At 65.2% G+C, this 18171-nt stretch carries 14 protein-coding genes and 1 riboswitch; of the genes, 6 read left to right on the forward strand and 8 right to left on the reverse strand.

Features of this window, described 5'->3' with window-relative positions; all coding sequences use genetic code 11:
* Positions 1-8 precede the first annotated feature (8 nt).
* Positions 9-1301: an MFS transporter gene (locus ACZI8R_RS04790; protein ID WP_463378436.1), complete on the forward strand. Its 1293-nt coding sequence runs from the start codon at positions 9-11 to the stop codon at positions 1299-1301.
* Here ACZI8R_RS04790 and ACZI8R_RS04795 read toward each other — a convergent pair.
* Entirely contained in the window at positions 1221-1748 is a 528-nt protein-coding gene (locus ACZI8R_RS04795) for a hypothetical protein (protein ID WP_463378437.1), read from the reverse strand. The genes ACZI8R_RS04790 and ACZI8R_RS04795 overlap by 81 nt on opposite strands.
* Before the next feature lie 161 nt (positions 1749-1909).
* Here ACZI8R_RS04795 and ACZI8R_RS04800 point away from each other — a divergent pair, with 161 nt between their 5' ends.
* Complete coding sequence (locus ACZI8R_RS04800; RefSeq protein WP_463378438.1) at positions 1910-3424, forward strand: glycoside hydrolase family 183 protein; 1515 nt, start codon at positions 1910-1912, stop codon at positions 3422-3424.
* A 29-nt stretch (positions 3425-3453) separates the two neighbouring features.
* Here ACZI8R_RS04800 and ACZI8R_RS04805 read toward each other — a convergent pair whose 3' ends face one another.
* The 4 genes from ACZI8R_RS04805 to ACZI8R_RS04820 are packed head-to-tail and all read right to left on the reverse strand — an operon-like array spanning position 3454 to position 6488.
* Complete coding sequence (locus ACZI8R_RS04805; protein ID WP_463378439.1) at positions 3454-4524, reverse strand: sulfate/molybdate ABC transporter ATP-binding protein; 1071 nt, start codon at positions 4522-4524, stop codon at positions 3454-3456.
* A complete protein-coding gene (locus ACZI8R_RS04810) occupies positions 4521-5333 on the reverse strand; it encodes an ABC transporter permease (protein ID WP_463378440.1) in 813 nt (270 codons plus the stop codon). The genes ACZI8R_RS04805 and ACZI8R_RS04810 overlap by 4 nt, the downstream gene beginning before the upstream one ends.
* A 4-nt stretch (positions 5334-5337) precedes the next feature.
* Entirely contained in the window at positions 5338-6087 is a 750-nt protein-coding gene (gene modA, locus ACZI8R_RS04815; RefSeq protein ID WP_463378441.1) for a molybdate ABC transporter substrate-binding protein, read from the reverse strand.
* On the reverse strand, positions 6084-6488 hold the full coding sequence (locus tag ACZI8R_RS04820; protein WP_463378442.1) for a TOBE domain-containing protein: 405 nt from the start codon (positions 6486-6488) through the stop codon (positions 6084-6086). The genes modA and ACZI8R_RS04820 overlap by 4 nt, the downstream gene beginning before the upstream one ends.
* Positions 6489-6618: 130 nt before the next feature.
* Between ACZI8R_RS04820 and ACZI8R_RS04825 the strand changes: the two genes are divergently transcribed.
* Positions 6619-8205 (forward strand): FMN-binding glutamate synthase family protein, encoded by a 1587-nt coding sequence (locus ACZI8R_RS04825; protein ID WP_463378759.1) that lies wholly within the window; start codon positions 6619-6621, stop codon positions 8203-8205.
* On the opposite strand, the gene ACZI8R_RS04830 is transcribed toward ACZI8R_RS04825, so the two are convergent.
* Both ACZI8R_RS04830 and ACZI8R_RS04835 read right to left on the reverse strand, forming a co-directional pair.
* Complete coding sequence (locus ACZI8R_RS04830; protein ID WP_463378443.1) at positions 8199-12320, reverse strand: bifunctional nitrate reductase/sulfite reductase flavoprotein subunit alpha; 4122 nt, start codon at positions 12318-12320, stop codon at positions 8199-8201. The two genes, ACZI8R_RS04825 and ACZI8R_RS04830, sit on opposite strands and share 7 nt — an antisense overlap.
* Positions 12321-12487: 167 nt before the next feature.
* Positions 12488-13255, reverse strand: a complete 768-nt coding sequence (locus ACZI8R_RS04835) for a VOC family protein (RefSeq protein ID WP_463378444.1) — start codon at positions 13253-13255, stop codon at positions 12488-12490.
* Positions 13256-13369: 114 nt separating this feature from the next.
* Positions 13370-13590: riboswitch (cobalamin riboswitch) on the forward strand.
* Between the two features lie 130 nt (positions 13591-13720).
* On the opposite strand from ACZI8R_RS04835, the gene ACZI8R_RS04840 reads away from it, so the two are divergent.
* The 3 genes from ACZI8R_RS04840 to ACZI8R_RS04850 are packed head-to-tail and all read left to right on the forward strand — an operon-like array spanning position 13721 to position 16535.
* Positions 13721-14758 carry a FecCD family ABC transporter permease gene (locus tag ACZI8R_RS04840; protein WP_463378445.1) on the forward strand — a complete coding sequence of 346 codons (1038 nt, stop codon included), beginning with the start codon at positions 13721-13723 and terminating at the stop codon, positions 14756-14758.
* The gene (locus tag ACZI8R_RS04845) at positions 14758-15531 is read left to right on the forward strand and encodes an ABC transporter ATP-binding protein (protein WP_463378446.1); all 774 of its coding nucleotides are present in this window, start codon (positions 14758-14760) and stop codon (positions 15529-15531) included. Before ACZI8R_RS04840 ends, ACZI8R_RS04845 begins: the two co-directional genes overlap by 1 nt.
* Entirely contained in the window at positions 15528-16535 is a 1008-nt protein-coding gene (locus tag ACZI8R_RS04850) for an ABC transporter substrate-binding protein (RefSeq protein ID WP_463378447.1), read from the forward strand. Before ACZI8R_RS04845 ends, ACZI8R_RS04850 begins: the two co-directional genes overlap by 4 nt.
* A gap of 72 nt (positions 16536-16607) precedes the next feature.
* On the opposite strand, the gene ACZI8R_RS04855 is transcribed toward ACZI8R_RS04850, so the two are convergent.
* A complete protein-coding gene (locus ACZI8R_RS04855) occupies positions 16608-18068 on the reverse strand; it encodes a CCA tRNA nucleotidyltransferase (RefSeq protein WP_463378760.1) in 1461 nt (486 codons plus the stop codon).
* Between the last annotated feature and the right edge of the window lie 103 nt (positions 18069-18171).

The following is an 18171-nucleotide window of genomic DNA, read 5'->3' on the forward strand; positions in this document are numbered from 1 at the left end:
TCGTCCGGATGGAGGATCGGGCGAGGGGACGCGGCGCAGATTGGCGTACCACCGCGACGGCCCTGCGGCGCTCGCCCGGTCTGGCTCGACTGGTCACCGTCCGCTTCGCCAGCCAGTTCGGCGACGGCATGTTCCAGGCAGCCCTCGGCGGCGCCATCCTCTTCAACCCCGAACGCCACACCGATCCTGCTGCGATTGCCGCCGGATTCGCGGTTCTGCTTCTTCCGTACTCGATCCTCGGCCCGTTCGCGGGTGCACTCCTCGATCGTTGGGACCGGCGGTCGGTGTTGTTGTGGGCAAACATATTGCGCGGGACGTTGATCGTGGCAACCGCGGCCCTGCTTTTCGCCGGAGTCGACGAGGCCTCGATATTCCTGTTGGCCCTCGCCGCCGTGGGCGTCAGTAGATTCGTACTGGCAGGAGTGTCGGCCTCACTGCCGCGGGTGGTCCGTCAGCAATGGCTCGTCCCCACCAACTCCGTTCTCGCCACGGCAGGTTCCGTGATCGCGGCACTCGGAGCGTCGGCGGCAGTTGCCGTGATCGGATTCGTCGGAACCGGCGACCTTGGCTCGGCCACCGCAGTGACCGTGGCCGCGTCCGGTTCGGTGCTCGCGGCAGTCGCAGCGGCCGGTTTTCATCCGGGCCTGCTCGGACCCCACCACGAGGAGCCGGAACCGCTCAACGCGATCAGGGCCGTTGCCGCGGGTCTGAAGACCGGTGCTCTCGCAGTCTGGAACTCACGGGGCGTCACGACGGCCATGATCGGAATCGGCGCACACCGCATCGTGTTCGGCGTCGATACGCTCATCATGCTGCTGGTGCTGCGTGACGCCGAGACCCACAGCAGCCTGCCCGGCGGATTCGCCGGGTTCGGACTCGCGGTGGGCGCCACCGCTGCCGGCATGCTGATCGCCGCAGTGACCACACCCGTCGTCATCCCTCGGATCGGCCGGTCACGCACGGTGGTCGGTGGGCTGGCCGTGGCCCTGATCGTGCAGGCCACTCTGGTGGCGACGCTCACTCAGATGTCGCTGCTCGTCGGGGCGTTCCTCCTCGGATTCGCCGGGCAGTCGATCAAGCTCACCGGCGATGCCGCCATGCAGATCGAGATCGACGACGACCGAAGGGGGCAGGTGTTCGCCCTCCAGGACACTGTCTTCAACATCGCCTTCATCGCGGCAATCGCCGCCGCAGCCACGGTGATCCCGGCGAACGGGCACTCAGTTGCTCTGGCTCTCGGCGTGTCCGGGATCTACGCAGCGGGGTTGCTCGCCGTCTTCGCGAACAGTCGCCGCGTCTGACGCCCACACCGGATCCGGGCGTCCGACGTTTCCGGCCGGGACGAGGATCGGTTGGTGGGCACCGTCGGATGTAGCGAACGACACCGGACGTGCCTCGGCAGCACGCGAAGGCGAATGATCGAGGCGAGACGGGCCGAATTCGGATTCACCCGACGGTTGCGGTGGATCGGGACAACCGGGCATGGGGACCTCGTGGCTCCAAGTGCCGTCACCAGCCACGTCGACGAAGTATCTGGTTTCCGCCGGGTCGTCGAGATCGAGTACGGAATGGTCGACCACCCCGTCGCCGTCGAAGTCCCACATCGCGTCGTCCCACAGGCCGTCGCCATCGAAGTCCAGCCCGACCGCATCGAACGAACCGCCCGTTCCCACACCCACGTCTGCCGGCGACGTCCAGGCCGTCGGCGCGTCCACACCGGTTCCGAACGAATACTCGAGAGAGTCCATACCGGGATACGACGCAGCGGAGGCCCACACGGTTCCCAGCCACTCCGAGGCTCACTCCCAGCTACTGTCCGATTCGGGTGATATCTTCTTTGCGATCGACCGGTCACTCCTGTGCGGTCGCCGGAGCGGAGAGGCTGACAGTGGTCACACGATTCACATCCATGCGAACGGCAGTCGGATCCGCATCGTGTGTGATCACCATTGCCGCCGCCTCGGTCGGGTTCGGTGCCACCACCGCTCAGGCCCTGCCGGCAGACTGGCTGCCCACCAACGGATGCGGCGAGGTCGGCTACAACCCGGCCAAGGAGCCGCCGAGTGAGGGCGGACCTCTACTGCCGTCCATCCCGGAGACCGTGCACATTCCGCTCACCTACCCGGAATTCGTGCCCGTTCCGGTTCCCGGGCCCCCTGTCGACAACACCCGAGTGCCGCAAGAGGCGCTTCCCGACGACCCGTGTGCCGATCCGTGCCCCGACCTGACCGACAAGACCGATGGCGACGGCGACGATTCCGGCTCGTCCGGATCATCGGGCTCGTCAGGATCTGCGGGTCTGCCGTTCCCGCGCGTTCAGATCGACCCGATCCCCGAGACCATCCCGATCCCGATCCCGGGTGGCCCCGGTCCGGAACCGCAGCCCGCACCTGCCCCCGACGTGCATCCGGCCGAGCCCGGCACTCTCACCGCGCCCGTGGGCAACCCGGGCATCGGAGACGTGCGGCTCATCTCGCAGGTCACCGGCAAGGGCTCAGAGAACCGCACCGACAAGCGCTGGCAGGTCAACGGAACCGATCTGGGCATCATCTGGGAGACCAAGCCCGGTGAGGTCGCCGTCGCATTCGGTGACACCTTCGGCAAGGACTGGAACCCGCCCGGCGCCAACGGTGAAGACTGGCGCTCCAACGTCCTCGGGCACAGCAAGGACACCGATCTGTCCGACGGCATGACCATCGACAGCATGGTTCAGGACAGCCGCTGCCACGCCGCAGAGGTCATCGACAGCCGGCACGTCAAGAACTTCGAGACCACCACCATCCCCACGTCGGGATTCGCCATCGGTGACCGACAGTTCATGAGCTACATGTCCGTCAAGCGGTGGAGCATCGTTCCCGGTATGTGGTACACCAACTACGGCGGCATCGCATACTCGGACGACAACGGCCAGACGTGGACCAAGTCGCAGCATGCCAAGTGGGAGAACGTGTTCGGCGCTCGCTTCCAGGTCTCGGCGATGGTTCCGCAGGGCGACTACGTCTACATGTTCGGTACCCCCAACGGACGAATCGGCACCATCGGCCTCGCCCGCGTTCCCACGGACCAGGTGCTGAACCCCAGCGCGTACCAGTACTGGTCCAAGGACACCTGGACTCCGGTGTCCGAGCACCTTGCGACCCCGGTCATGTCGGGTATCGCCAGCGAGCTGTCGGCGCGGTACGACGAGGAATCCGGCAAGTGGCAGATGACCTACCTGGATCCGGCACGCGGCGCGATCGTGCTGCGCGAGTCCGCCAGCCCGCAGGGTGCCTGGTCCGACGGCTCGGTGCTGATCGACACGTCCGATTACCCGAAGGCCTACGGCGGATTCATCCACCCCTGGTCGACGTCGAAGGACCTGTACTTCACGATGTCGGAGTGGGACAGCTACAACGTGTATCTCATGCACGCCAAGCTCGACTGACGAGCTGAGTCAGCGCACTGGGTAGCGGCTCAGTGCGCTGGGTGAAGTGCAACCTCGGTCGCCTTCACCGCAAAGTACACGGGCACGCCGGGCACCAGATCGAGGTCCGCGACCGCGGCGGCCGTCACGTCCGCGCTCAGTTCGAGACCGGACTCGGATTCGCCGCGGACACGGACCACATTTCCGCGGGCCTCCATCTCGGCCACCGTCATCCGAAACACGTTTCGTGGACTGCCTTCCGGGACGCGGAGGTGAATACCGACGGCACTCGGTGCGAACACCGCGACACCGGATGCATCTGTTGCCACCGCCGATTCCGCTGCGCCGGACACGCGTGTCCCGTCCGGCGCCACCAGGGTTCCGCCGTCGACACGCCCCTCGACAAGATTGAGTCCGGCGACACGCGCCGCGAAACCACTGCGCGGACGGCTGAGAACCTCGTGCACCGGTCCCGACTCTACGATCGCCCCGCCGTCCACGACCATCACGCGGTCGGCCAGTGCCAATGCGTCGAGGATGTCGTGCGTGACGATCAGCGCCGTCCGATTTTCCCCCCGCAGAACGCGGCGCAGCAGCACTCGTAGCGCGGGAGCCGCAGTCACGTCGAGCGCGGACATCGGCTCGTCCAGCAGGAGCAGGTGTGGGTCCGCCGCAAGCGCCCGCGCCACCGCCACACGCTGGGCCTGTCCGCCCGACAGTTCGCGAGGTCGACGAGTCGCGAGGTCGAGCGCGTCGACTTCTTCGAGCCACCGACGTGCGAGTTCCCGCGATTCCCCGCGTCCACGACCGGAACTGCGGGGGCCGAACGCCACGTTCGCCTCCACGCTCAGATGGGGGAAAAGCAGCGGGTCTTGTGCCAGCAGCGCCACCCCACGATCGTGCGCTGGGACAGCGAGCCCGGCGGCAGTATCGGTGAGGACGCGTCCCTCGAACTCGATCCGCCCGTCGTCGGGATCGACGAGACCCGAAAGCATTCCGAGAATGCTCGACTTGCCTGCACCGTTGGGCCCGATGACTGCCAGCACCTCGCCACGAGCGACGCCGAACGACAGATCGATCCCACGCTCGCGCAGCCGCACCCCCGCAGACAGCCCGCTCACAACTGTGCCCTCGCGACCCAGGAACGCGAGATCACGACGATCACGATCGCGACCACCACCAGGACCAGTGACAGCGCAACTGCCGCATCGGCATCGGTTTCCCGCTGCAGATAGATCTCGAGGGGGAGCGTTCGGGTCACACCCTGCAGACTGCCCGCGAAGGTCAGCGTCGCACCGAATTCGCCGAGAGCACGAGCGAAGGAGAGCACCGCGCCCGACAGCAGACCCGGCAACACCAGCGGGAGCGTCACCCGCCGAAACACCGTGGTGGGGTGGGCACCCAACGTCGCCGCCACGTCCTCGAATCGACGGCCGGCGGTGAGCAGCGCTCCCTCGAGGCTGATCACCAGGAAGGGCAGGGCCACGAAAGTCTGCGCCAGGATCACCGCTGTCGTAGAGAAGGCGATGTGAATACCGGCCACCTCGAGGTATTCGCCCACGAGTCCACGTCGACCGAAGGTGTAGAGCAGCGCGATACCACCCACCACGGGCGGCAGCACCAACGGAAGCAGCACCAGTGAGCGCAGTACCTGCCGACCGCGAAACTTGCTACGCGCCAGCACCACCGCCATCGGAACGCCGAACAAGACGCAGAGCACGGTGCTGACCGAGGCGGTCTTCAAGGACAATCCGAGCGCGGCGACCGACGACTCGGAAGTGACCAGGCCGACGAACCGAGACCAGTCGACAACCAGCAGCATCGCCACGAGCGGCAGAACCACGAACGCGCCACCGACCGCTGCCGGAAGGTAGATCCACGTGGGAAGGCCGGCCCGCGTGTGCGTGCGCGCCCTCGTCTTCACCGGCATCCGATCATGGTTTCGCGAAGCCTGCCTTCGCCAGGATGCCCTGGCCCTCGGCGCTGCGCACCAGGTCGACGAAGCGCTCGGCCGCCGCGGCGTCACTCGCCCCTTCGAGCGCGGCGATGGGATACGTGTTGACGGCGGACGCCGACTCCGGGAACGGCACGGCCGTCACTTTCTCGCCGGCCACGGCTGCGTCGGTGATGTAGACAAGACCGGCATCGGCTTGTCCGGACGTGATCTTGTCGAGGACGTCGGTGACCGAGGCTTCCTCGCTGACCGGAGTGACGTCGACGCCCGCACCCGCTTCCACCTTCTGCGTTGCCGAACCACAGGGGACCTGCGGTGCACACGTCACCACCATGAGGTCATCTCTGGTGAGGTCCGCCAGCGAGTGCACGTTCTTCGGGTTCCCGGGAGCGGTGACGATCGTGAGGGTATTGGACGCGAAGTTCTCGGGATCCCCCTTCACCAGGTCTGCGTCCACGGCCTTCGTCATGTTCGCGGTGTCCGCGGAGGCGAAGACGTCTGCGCTCGCGCCCTGATCGAGACGCGAGACCAGGGTGGACGATCCGGCGAAGTCGAACGCGACGGTGGAGCCCGGGTTCTGCTGCTCGTACAACGTGCCCAGTTCGGTGAACGTCGTCTGCAACGAAGCTGCCGCGAAAACCGTGAGCTGGGAGGAGGATTCCGAACTGCACCCGGACAGGGTCGCCGCCACGAACGCGCCGGCGGCAACGAGGGTGAGCTGTGCCTTCATCGATCCACTCCCGGAGTTTCGACGATGACCGTGGTCGATTTGACGACGGCAACAGCAACTTTGCCCGGCTCGAGTCCGAGATCGCGGACCGCTTCCGTACTCATCAGCGACACGATCCGAAACGGGCCGCACTGCATCTCGACCTGGGACATCACCTTGTCACTGGTCACTTCGGTCACGATGCCCACCAGTCGGTTTCGAGCCGAGGACTCCGAGCCGAGCAGGTCGGGTGTCGCAGGCGAATGAGACCGTGCGAACGCGGCGAGTTCGGCACCGTCGATCACCTTGCGACCGGAGTCGTCCTTCTCCGCCGTGAGACTTCCGTTGTCGATCCACCGTCGGACAGTGTCGTCACTGACCCCCAGTAGTTGGGCAGCCCCACGGATCCGAATTGCGGTCATACTGCAAGGATAGGTCCGCATTTACGAAAGTATCAACTGGTCACTTCTGCATATGCGGATCGCCGACGAGCCGCTCGAAACGGTCGTAGGGTTGAACCAGCAGGTGCTCTCGTATGCCGGAGGTGCGTCGATGCTGCGATTCTTCGTTGTCGGTTCCATCGGCCTCACGCTGGCCATCGTCACAGCGGCGGCCGCCGTCGGCGGCTGGGGCTGGTGGGCGTTGGTCGTCGTGCTCGTACTCCTGCTGATCGTGGGTGTGTACGACCTGATCCAGAATCGTCATTCGGTGCTGCGCAATTACCCGGTGATCGGCCACATTCGGTACCTACTCGAGAGCATTCGCCCCGAGATGCAGCAGTACTTCGTCGAAGCAAATGTCGACGGTCGCCCGTACGCCCGTGAGGTTCGCACGGTCGTCTACGAACGTGCGAAGGGCATTCACGGGGAGCAGTCCTTCGGAACAGAACGTGACATCGAGCAGGTGGGATACGAATACCTCGTACATTCCACCGCCCCCGTTCCACAACCGGAGGCCCCACCACGGGTACTGATCGGTGGACCCGATTGCACGGCGCCGTATTCGATGTCCTTGCTGAACGTCTCGGCCATGAGCTTCGGTGCGCTTTCCGCCAACGCCTTGCGTGCCCTCAACGCCGGCGCCGCGCAAGGCGGGTTCGCGCACGACACGGGAGAAGGCGGTCTCACGCCCTATCACCTATCGGGCGGAGCCGATCTGGTGTGGGAGATCGGTTCGGGCTACTTCGGAACCCGCGACCACCGTGGACACTTCGACCCCGCCGCATTCGCGGACAAGTCGGCCCACGAACGAATCAAGATGGTCTCGCTCAAACTGAGTCAAGGGGCGAAGCCTGGCATCGGCGGTGTCCTGCCTGCAGCCAAGGTCAGTACGGAGATCGCCGACTACCGCGGGGTACCGGCGCACGAGAAGTGCGTGAGCCCAGCCGCCCATTCGGCCTTCGGCACCCCTCGCGAGCTGATTCGGTTCATCGCCCGATTGCGGGAACTGTCCGGAGGGAAGCCGACGGGCTTCAAGTTGTGTGTCGGGTCTCGCATGGAGTTTCTGGCCATCTGCAAAGCAATGATCTCGGAGGGGACGGCACCGGACTTCATCATCGTCGACGGTGCCGAGGGCGGGACCGCGGCCGCTCCGCTCGAGTACGAGGACAACGTCGGTCTACCTCTGACCGACGGGCTCATGACTGTGCACAACGCCCTCGTGGCGACCGGCCTTCGCGATCACATTCGGCTCGGGGCCAGCGGCAAGATCGCCACCGGACACGACATCGTCAAGAGGCTCATCCAGGGAGCCGACTACACCAATTCTGCACGAGCGATGATGATGGCCGTCGGCTGCATTCAGGCGCAGAAGTGTCACACCAACAAGTGCCCGGTCGGTGTGGCAACGCAAGACCCGCGACGCGCACGCGCACTGGACGTTCCGGACAAGACTGCGCGGGTGCGCCGGTATCACGAAGCCACCGTCGATCAGGCCATGCAGATCATCTCCTCGCTGGGCGTGCGGAACCCGGCCGACCTCGACACGGGCATGCTGCGGAAGAAGATCTCGCCGACCGTGGTTCGCTCGTATGCGGAGCTGTACGAATGGCTTTCGCCCGGTGAGCTGCTTTCCGAACCGCCGAGATCGTGGGCGGCGGATTGGGCTGCGGCGTCAGCCGACTCGTTCCGCCCTCAGTAGACATCACGCACGTAACGCTTGTCTGCCGCGAGCTGTTTCATGAAAAGCTCGGTGTCCTCGTCGTCGAGCTTGCCGTGCGTACGCGCAACCTCACGCACGGCGGCATCGACATCCTTCGCCATTCGACTGGCGTCACCACACACGTAGAAGTGCGCTCCCGCTTCCAGCCACCGCCACAGCTTGGCACCGTGCTCTCGAATCCTGTCCTGCACATAGATCTTCTGGCGCTGGTCCCTGGAGAAGGCGACGTCGAGTCGGGTCAGGAACCCGTCGTCACGCATCGACTCCACTTCTTCGCGGTAGTAGAAGTCTGTGGCCTCGTGCTGCTCACCGAAGAACAGCCAGTTGTCGCCGGTGTGCCCGAGTTCCCTTCTCTCGTGCAGAAATCCACGGAAGGGCGCGATGCCGGTTCCGGGGCCCACCATGATCATGGGAGTCTCCGAACCGGACGGCGGACGAAAGTGTGCCGACTTCTGTACGAACACGGGAATGTCGAATCCGTCGCCATGATCGGCGAGGAACGTGGAACACACTCCGGTCCGGCTCTTGCCATCATGGTCATACCGGACGGCCGAGACTGTCAGCTGAACCTCACGCGGATCGACCTTGGGACTCGACGAGATCGAGTAGAGACGCGGTTGCAGCCGCTTGAGCACCGACAGCCACTCCTGTGCGTCCGCACGAGTTCCGAACTCGGCAATCACGTCTACCGCCTGTCGACCCCACATCCATTGCTGCAGAGCAATTTTGTTCTGCGGGCGCAGTAGCCGGGCAAGCTCGGCATCACGGGACCGGTCGAGCACGAATCGCAACAACTCCGGTGTTATCTTGACCATCTCGAGCTTCGTTCGTAGCGCCTCACGCAACGACATGTCGGGGAGTTCGTTCGCCGACACCACGGTCTCCGCGGCCAGGCCGGTGACCGCCAACCACTCGTCCACGACATGGTCACTGTTGACCGGCCACACCCCGAGCGCATCGCCGGCGTCGTAGACGAACCGATCGTCCGTCAAGTCGAACCCGAACTGCCGCACGTCCTTTGTCGATCCCGGCGAGCTCAATCGAACATTCTTGGTCAGGCTGCTGACAAGAGGGGCCTTCCGGGTGAACGGCGAGGCGGTCTTGGTCCGGGCCGGAGGCCGAGGAGTTACGGGCGTGGGAGCGGCGGGTGATTCACCCGTTTCGGTCATCAAGTCGCACACGGTGTCGAGCCACTTGCCGGCAGCTTCCTCGAAGTCGGGCTCGCAGTCCACGCGGGCGGTGAGCCTGGTCGCGCCCAGTTCGTCGAGCCTGGCATCGAGACGCTTCCCGTGCCCACAGAAGTCGTCGTAGTTGGAATCGCCGAATGCGAGCACTGCGAACCGCGTATCGGTCAGCTTCGGCGCGTCGTCCCTGTTCAACGCGTCCCAGAAGGCGGCCCCGTTGTCCGGCGCATCCCCGTCACCGAAGGTACTGGTGACGACGAGAAGGTCAGGCACGTCCACCAACGTCGTGACGTCGCACTCGTCCATGTCGATGATCTTCGCGGCGCGGCCCCCACCTCCCAGCTTCTGTACGCACTCACCCGCGAAGTCCTCCGCTGTGCCGGTCTGCGACGCCCACAGGACCACCACAGGTGGTTGCACATCTCCCTGCGGCTCCGGAGAATCCGGCTCACCGTCGGGTATCGCCGAACGGGAGAAGAGGCCCGCCATGAGCCCGTCGAGCCACACCCGCTTGGCACCGGAGATCGGTGCCGTGCGCGGCAGGACCGGCACGCCCTGAACTTCCGTGGACTGCAACCCCGACAGCAATCCGGTGAGGTACGTCCGCTCGTGGTCGTCGAACGTCGGCGACGAGGAACTGTCCAACCCCAGTATCCGACTCATCTCCGCCACCGGCGTACCGACAGGCGGCGCGCTCTCGCGACTCGCCCCCGAATCACTCCTTGCAGGGCCGACTTTCGTCAGCATCACTGCGCACACCTTGAACTCGGGTTGCAGCGACGCGGGATCGACGGCGTCGTTGGTCACCGCGTTGATGCTGAGGTACTCGCCGAAGCTGTCGTTCCAGTGGAACGGCGCAAAGCAGTCTCCGGCGCGCACCCGATCGGTCACGACAGCCGGGAGAACCGCACGACCGCGGCGGGAAGCCACCTCCACCCGATCACCTTCGGCCACGCCGAGCCGATCTGCATCATCGGGGTTGATCTCGACGAAGGGGCCGGAGTCGAGCCTGTTCAGCTTGGCAACCTTGCCGGTCTTGGTCATCGTGTGCCACTGATGCTGCAGCCGACCGGTATTGAGGATCATGGGGTAGTCGTCGTCCGGCATCTCGGCGGGCGGCATGTGCGGGCGGGGGAAGAACGCGGCCTTACGCGAAGGCGTGGCAAACGCCAACCGTGGAGGCGGCCCATCGGTGCCGGGCAGCAGGTTCTGACTCACCCCGTCGTTGAGGTAGCGGATGGGGTTGCGGTCGTCGTCCTTGCCCGGCGGGCTCGGCCACTGCACCGGGGTCTTTCGCAGCCTCGCATAGCTGACCCCACGAAGGTCGTAGCCGGTCTTGGGATTCGATGCACGCGTGATCTCCTCGAACACCTCCTCCGACGAGGCGTAGGTGAAGGCCTTCGCGTATCCCATCTCGCACGCGACTGCGGCGATGATCTGCCAGTCGGGCATCGCCTCTCCCACCGGATCCACCGCCTGCTGCAGCAGCGTGAGATTGCGCTCCGAATTGATCATCACCGACTCGGACTCGGCCCACAGTGCGCCCGGCAGCATGATGTCGGCGTACCCGTTGGTCTCGGTGTCGACGAAGACGTCCTGAGTGATCACCAACTCTGCCGCTTCGAGCCCTTCGATGACGGTGCGCCGGTTGGCCACCGTGGCAACGGGATTGGTGCAGATGATCCAGCAGGCCTTGATCTCCTTGGCCACCATCTGCTCGAACATGTCGATCGTGCCGCTGCCCACCTCGGTCCGGAGCGTCCCGGACGGGAGGTTCCACACATCCTCGACGAAGGCACGGTCCTCGTCCACCAGCACCGACCGCTGCCCGGGCAGGCCGGGGCCCATATAGCCCATCTCTCGACCACCCATCGCGTTCGGCTGCCCGGTCAGCGAGAAGGGTCCGCTCCCTGGGCGGCAGATGGCGCCGGTCGCGAGGTGGAGGTTGCAGATGGCATTGGTGTTCCAGGTGCCGTGGGTGCTCTGGTTGAGGCCCATCGTCCAGCACGTCATCCACTCCGCGGCTTCGCCGATCCACCGCGCCGCCGAGCGGATGTCATCCGCTGCGATTCCCGTGATCTCGGCGACTCGGTCGGGGGAGTAGTCCTCGAGGAACGTGGGCATGACGTCCCACCCCTCGGTGAACTCTGCAATGAAATCCGGATCGGTGTGGCCGTTCTTCACCAACTCGTGCAACAGTCCGTTGAGCAGGGCCAGATCGGTTCCCGGGTTGATCTGCATGAACAGATCGGCCTTGTCGGCGGTCGCGTTGCGGCGCGGATCGACGACGATCAGCTTCGCCCCCACCTTCACCCGGTCGAGGAGCCGAAGAAACAGGATCGGGTGGCAGTCGGCCATGTTGGCGCCGATGACGAAGAAGACGTCTGCCTTGTCGAAATCCTGGTAGGACCCGGGCGGGCCGTCCGCGCCGAGGGACTGCTTGTAGCCGGTGCCGGCACTGGCCATGCACAAGCGCGAATTGGACTCGATCTGGTTGGTTCCGACGAACCCCTTCGCCAGTTTGTTGATCAGGTACTGCGCCTCGATGGACATCTGACCGGACACGTAGAAGGAGAGTGCGTCCGGGCCATGCTCGTCGAGAATGCCCTTCAATCGGTGCGCGGTATCCCGAATCGCCTGCCGGGCCGGCACTGCGAGAGGTTGTTCCCCTCGCCGCTCTCGAACGTAGCCGGACTCCATTCGCCCATCGGCCGCCAGCATCTCCGCACTGGTGGCCCCCTTGGTGCACAAACGCCCGAAGTTGGTCGGGTGCGTCTTGTCACCGGCAGCCTTGAGGACCTTGCGCCGACCGGTCTCCGGGTCGGTCTCCACCTCGAGGACCATCCCGCAGCCGACACCGCAGTACGAGCAGGCAGTCTTCACCGTGGACGTACCGGCTTTCTGCTGCATCGACGCGCTCCTCACCTGCCCGGCATGCGCCACCCAGAGGCGGCGCGCGGCCTGTATCAATGCTGCAGGCGCGCGTGTTTCGTCGGGATTAACCCAGGTGAGGGTTCGATGACGTCTCGAGCACCGAACTCGCGTCGTTGCGGTGAGGGCTGGTCACGCGTTGCGTGTCAGGACCCGAGCGGGGCCCCGACCGTGAACGGCGCACCGAACGGATCGCGAATCTCAGCGGTACGTCCGTAGGGCATGTCGGCGGCGTCCTCCGCCTGACCGCCCTGCTCGCGGGCTACGGCAACGGCACGGTCGGCGTCCTCGACCTGGAACAAGGTGCCCCACGAAGACGGAGGGGCATCCGGAACGCCCATGATTCCACCGATCTCGTGGCCGTCCGGCCTACGCAGGAAAGTGAAGTCCACGTCACCCAGGTCGTCGTTTCCGTCCAGCGTGAAGTCGAACACGGTGGAGTAGAACTCCCGGGCGGGGCCGGGGTTCGGGGTCACGAGGTCGTTGCGGAGCAACGCACCGGGCTCGTTGACCAATGCGCAGCCCACGTGGTCCTTCCCTTGCCACAAACCGAACTGGCCCCCGGAAGGATCGACGATGATCGCCATGCGACCGAAGTTCATCACATCCATGGCGTCGACCAGCACGTTCCCGCCTGCCTCCCGGACACGAGCCAAGCTGGCGTCGACGTCGTCGGTGGCGAGGTAGACGTTCCACCAGAAGTCCTTGGCATCGGGATCCGGATTGGGCATGAGCGCGGCCACGTCTTTTCCGCGCAGCCGACACATCGTGTATCGACCCGTCTCCTCAGTGCCGACGTCGAACTCCCAGCCGAAGAGGGCGCCGTAGAAGGAGATGGCCTTGTCCAGATCAGGAATGCCTAGATCGAGCCATGTCGGTGTGCCGAGCGGTTGATTGGTGGTGACTTCACTCATCGCTACTGCTCCCGTGCTTGTCGGTGTGCTGCATAGTGGGGCGTGCCCGGTCGGCGCCGATCTCAACCGATCCGCCTACGACGGTAGGCCGGGGGTACGACACGGATCCGGTGTTACAGTCCTCGACGCGTTGGTTTCCGTCGGCTTTCGGCCGTCGGATCGTAAGAGGGAATCCGGTTCGAATCCGGAACTGCCCCGCAGCGGTATGTGGAAACGACCGTGGTCATCAGCACTGAGTCCGCTCGACTCGGGAAGCGACCACCAGTAGGTGCCTGCCCGAGTTCTCGGGAGGCGTGTCGACGAGTCCGAAGACCTGCCACCGCGGCCGCGCCACCGGCGTGGTCGCTTGTCGACTTCGTGGGACACAGTTGACGAGAGATGCGGACGGTGTCGTTCGTGTGTCTTCGCTCGCGGGTGCCCGGATGTGGTCAGGCAGTACTCGATCACATCAGGAAGAGCCGACGAATGCGCAGAACCTCAGTGGCCGCACTGACGGTCGCGTCCCTCGCCGCACTGTTCGTGGTTTCACTGTTCGCCCTGATGCTCGGAACGGCGCACATAGCGTGGACGGACGTCTGTCACATCGTCTGGGCGGAGATCACGGGCGGCGACATCGCTGCGGCCGACGTTCCGAACTACCGCATCATCGTCGATACGCGGCTGCCCCGCGTCCTGCTGGCCATCCTCGTGGGTGCCGGTCTGAGTGCTGTCGGGCTGGTAGTTCAAGCCATGGTGCGGAACGCGTTGGCCGACCCGTACGTCCTCGGAATCTCGTCCGGCGCATCCGTGGGTGCCACGTCGGTGGTCCTGTTCGGCACGTTCGGCGTGCTCGGTATCTACGCCTTGTCCACCGCTGCCTTCGTCGGTGCCCTCGCAGCAACCCTGCTCGTCTACCTCATGGCACGCTCGGCCGCCGGCCTCGTCCCCTTGCGACTCGTACTCACCGGCACTGTGCTGGGGTACGGGTTCTCGGCGATCACGACGGTGCTGGTCTTCCTCGCCCCGCACGGCGACGGCGCTCGCAGTGTGATGTTCTGGCTGCTCGGGAGCCTTTCGGCGGCGAGGTGGGAGCTGGTGCCACTGGCCGCGATAGTGACCACGGTCGGCCTCGCCGCGATCGCCTGGTCCGCCCGACACCTCAATGCACTGTCGATGGGAGACGAAGTCAGCGCCGCCCTCGGCCTCGACGCATCGAAGTTTCGAATCATGCTTTTCGTCGTCGCGGCCGCGATGACGGGCTGCTTCGTCTCGATCTGCGGCGCCGTGGGTTTCGTCGGCTTGGTCGTGCCTCACGTTGCCCGAATCCTCGTTGGCGCGGACCACACGCGGTTGATCGTCGTGACTCCGATCCTCGGCGCAGTCTTCCTCGTCACCGCGGACCTGCTGGCTCGAACCGTTGTTCCGCCACAAGAACTTCCGCTCGGCGCGATCACCGCCGCCGTCGGCGTTCCGGTGTTCATCGCACTCATGCGGCGTCGCGGCGCACTGATGGGAGCAAACTGATGCGCGTCGACTACCACGACGTCGAGGTCTCGATCGGCGGCCGAGCGATCGTGCAGGACGTCACCTTGACCGTCCCTTCGGGTGATTTCATCGGAATCGTCGGACCCAACGGCAGTGGCAAGTCGACTCTGCTGCGGTGCCTGTACCGGGCGCTGTCCCCGTCCTCGGGAACAGTCTCGGTCGACGGCAGCGACAACCGAGCAATCAGTATGCGGGACAATGCCCGTCAAGTGGCTGCACTGACCCAGGAAGCTCCGCTTCACTTCGATTTCACCGCTGCCGAAATAGTCGCCACCGGCCGCCTGCCGCACGGTGGAACCTTCACGCGAGACCGGGCGAACGATCGACGCGTCTGCGCCGAAGCAACCGCCATGGCGGGTGCCGACGACCTGACGGAACGGACGTTCTCGTCACTGTCGGGTGGAGAACGCCAACGCGTCCTCATCGCCCGCGCGTTCGCACAGGAACCGAACGTCCTCGTACTCGACGAGCCCACGAACCATCTCGACGTCCACCACCAATACGCCGTGCTCACCGCAGCCCGCACGCTCGGTGTCACCGCCATCGCCGCGCTGCACGATCTGAATCTCGCAGCACAGTATTGCGATCGCATCTTCGTGCTCGGCGCCGGACGTCTCGTCTGCTCAGGCACTCCCCACGACGTGATCACTCCCGAAGTACTGCGTCGCCACTTCACGATCGGCGGCCACATCGTCACCCACCCGAGACTGGGTGTGCCCCAGATCATCTTCGACGAGAAAGAGGGCCCATGAGCCGACACATCCGGACATGGACGACTGCTGTGGCAGTGGCACTGACGGTGAGCGCCTGTGGCGCCGAGCTCGAAGCTGCGCCACCGGTCGAGGGCGAGACCGTGACCGTCACCAACTGCGGCGATCCATTGACGGTCACCGGCATTCCCGAGCGCGTGGTCACCAACGACACCGGCATCACCGAGATGATGCTTGCGCTCGGCCTCGCCGACCGGATTGCCGGTCGCACCGGGTATCCCGGCAAGGAACGTGACATCGATACCTCACCGTGGAAATCGGAGTTCGAGAGCACCCCCGACATCGGTGATGCCTTCACCAGGGAAGTCGTACAAGCGGCCGACCCCGACTTCGTCTTCGCCGGATGGAATTACGGTTTCAAGGAAGCGACCGGCCTCACCCCGGACTGGGTTCGTGAAATCGGGGCAACTCCTTACCAACTCACCGAGGCGTGCCGCCAGCCCGGCACCACCCAGCGCGGAATCATGGACCCGCTCGATGCCCTGTACGCGGACCTCGAGAACCTCGGCGACATCTTCGGTGTGCGCGAACGCGCGGACCAACTGGTCGCGGACTACCGATCCCAGGTTGCCGCCGCCAACGCGACGGTCCCCGCTGATGTCGAACCAGCACGCGTGTTCCTCTTCGACAGCGCCACACCCGAACCGTTCACCTCCGGCCACACTGCCGCGCCCTCGCAGATCATCCGCGAAGCGGGCGGATCGAACATCTTCGACGACATCGACGACTCGTGGACCACGGCTTCCTGGGAAGCCGCGGCGCAGCGAGACCCGCAGGCGATCGTCATCGTCGACTACGGCGCGGGCCCGGAGAACACCGTCGAAGCCAAGATCGAACAACTCCGACAGCAGCCACTCATGGCCGGGACCACCGCGGTGCGCGAGAACAACATCATCGCGTTGCCCTACGCCGCTCTCGGGCAAAGCCCCCGCAACCCGCAAGCTGTCACGACCGTCGCAGAGTTCCTGCGCGCCAACGCCCTCTGACCGGAGCGCGGTACGAATGGAACATTCGTCCAGTCAGATCGGACGTGCGTCGCGTTCGTCCGGAGGGGCGGGCTACTGCTTCTGCTTCTGCGCCCACCACGCCAGTAGTTCCGCTTCCGCATCGTCGCGATCGAGCGGACCACGGTCGAGCCGGAGCTCCTTGAGGAACTTCCACGCCTTGCCCACCTCGGGCCCGGCAGGAATCCCGAGGAGCTCCATGATCGCGTTGCCGTCCAGATCGGGCCGAACGCGAGCGAGGTCTTCCTGCTCGGCCAGACGGGCGATCCGCTCCTCGATGTCGTCGTAAGTGGCCTGGAGGGTTGCGGCACGACGCTTGTTGCGGGTGGTGCAATCCGCGCGCACCAGCTTGTGGAGCCTCGGCAACAGTTCGCCGGCATCGGTGACGTATCGACGCACCGCCGAATCCGTCCACTGTCCCTTGCCGTAGCCGTGGAACCTCAGGTGCAGGAACACCAACTGCGACACGTCGTCGACCATCTGCTTCGAGTACTTGAGGGCCCGCATTCTTCTGCGCACCATCTTCGCGCCCACGACCTCGTGGTGGTGGAAGCTGACGCCGCCACCTTCCTCGTTCCGCTTGGTGTCCGGCTTTCCGATGTCGTGCAGGAGCGCCGCCCACCGCAACACCAGGTCCGGATCGCCCTCCTCGAGATCGATGGCCTGCTTCAACACCGTCAGCGAATGCCAGTAGACGTCCTTGTGCTGATGATGCTCGTCGATCTCGAGTTTCATCGCAGGCACCTCGGGAAGCACCCGCTCGGCCAGGCCGGTATCGCACATCATGTTGATGCCGTCGATCGGGAACTCGCCGAGGATCAACTTGTCCAGTTCGACCTGCACGCGTTCGGCGCTGATCCGGTCGATCTGAGACGCCATGTCGACGATCGCGCTGTGCACCCGATCCTCCAATGTGAAGCCCAGTTGGGACACGAAGCGCACGGCCCGCAACATCCGAAGGGGGTCGTCCGCGAACGACGTCTCGGGCGCCGAAGGCGTGTCCAACCGTCCGGCGAGGAGGGCGTCCATGCCACCGATCGGGTCTACGAACGTGTGCGAACCGTCCGCTCCGATCTGCACCGCCATCGCATTGACCGTGAAGTCACGCCGGACCAGGTCGTCCTCCAGTTTCGAACCGAACTCCACCACCGGTTTGCGCGACACCCGGTCGTAGGCGTCCGCCCGGAAGGTGGTGATCTCGATGTCCTGACCGAACTTGCGGGCGCCCACGGTCCCGAACTCGATACCGACGTCCCACACCGTGTCGGCCCACCCCTTCAACAGGGCCTGTACCTGCTGAGGGCGGGCATCCGTCGTGAAGTCGAGATCCGTTCCCAGACGTCCGAGGATCGCGTCGCGAACGCTGCCACCGACGAGGTACAACTCGTGGCCGGCCTCGGCGAACCGCTCACCCAGAGGGGTCAGCACATCGGACAGCTGCCGCAGCGTGATCGCGGCCGCAGCGAGTAGGCGCGCACGCCGCTCTTCGTCGGACGCACCGGGGGCGGAGGAAATTGTCACGACCAGGAAGCTTACCGAGGACCGCAAATAGCGACGTATGCATGGATGCCGCCGAAGCCCGCGCCGTCGCGGCCGCGTGTGGCGTTCGAAGCAGTGC

The sequence above is a fragment of the Rhodococcus huquni genome (genome assembly GCF_055231055.1).

Bases quoted from the DNA above. Each gene is read 5' to 3' on its own strand.
- ACZI8R_RS04840 (WP_463378445.1), top strand. From the start codon at position 13,721: ATGCGCAGAACCTCAGTGGCCGCACTGACGGTCGCGTCCCTCGCCGCA.
- modA (WP_463378441.1), bottom strand. From the start codon at position 6,087: ATGAAGGCACAGCTCACCCTCGTTGCCGCCGGCGCGTTCGTGGCGGCG.
- ACZI8R_RS04790 (WP_463378436.1), top strand. From the start codon at position 9: ATGGAGGATCGGGCGAGGGGACGCGGCGCAGATTGGCGTACCACCGCG.
- ACZI8R_RS04795 (WP_463378437.1), bottom strand. From the start codon at position 1,748: ATGGACTCTCTCGAGTATTCGTTCGGAACCGGTGTGGACGCGCCGACG.
- ACZI8R_RS04820 (WP_463378442.1), bottom strand. From the start codon at position 6,488: ATGACCGCAATTCGGATCCGTGGGGCTGCCCAACTACTGGGGGTCAGT.
- ACZI8R_RS04830 (WP_463378443.1), bottom strand. From the start codon at position 12,320: ATGCAGCAGAAAGCCGGTACGTCCACGGTGAAGACTGCCTGCTCGTAC.
- ACZI8R_RS04825 (WP_463378759.1), top strand. From the start codon at position 6,619: ATGCTGCGATTCTTCGTTGTCGGTTCCATCGGCCTCACGCTGGCCATC.
- ACZI8R_RS04810 (WP_463378440.1), bottom strand. From the start codon at position 5,333: ATGCCGGTGAAGACGAGGGCGCGCACGCACACGCGGGCCGGCCTTCCC.
- ACZI8R_RS04845 (WP_463378446.1), top strand. From the start codon at position 14,758: ATGCGCGTCGACTACCACGACGTCGAGGTCTCGATCGGCGGCCGAGCG.
- ACZI8R_RS04835 (WP_463378444.1), bottom strand. From the start codon at position 13,255: ATGAGTGAAGTCACCACCAATCAACCGCTCGGCACACCGACATGGCTC.
- ACZI8R_RS04850 (WP_463378447.1), top strand. From the start codon at position 15,528: ATGAGCCGACACATCCGGACATGGACGACTGCTGTGGCAGTGGCACTG.
- ACZI8R_RS04800 (WP_463378438.1), top strand. From the start codon at position 1,910: ATGCGAACGGCAGTCGGATCCGCATCGTGTGTGATCACCATTGCCGCC.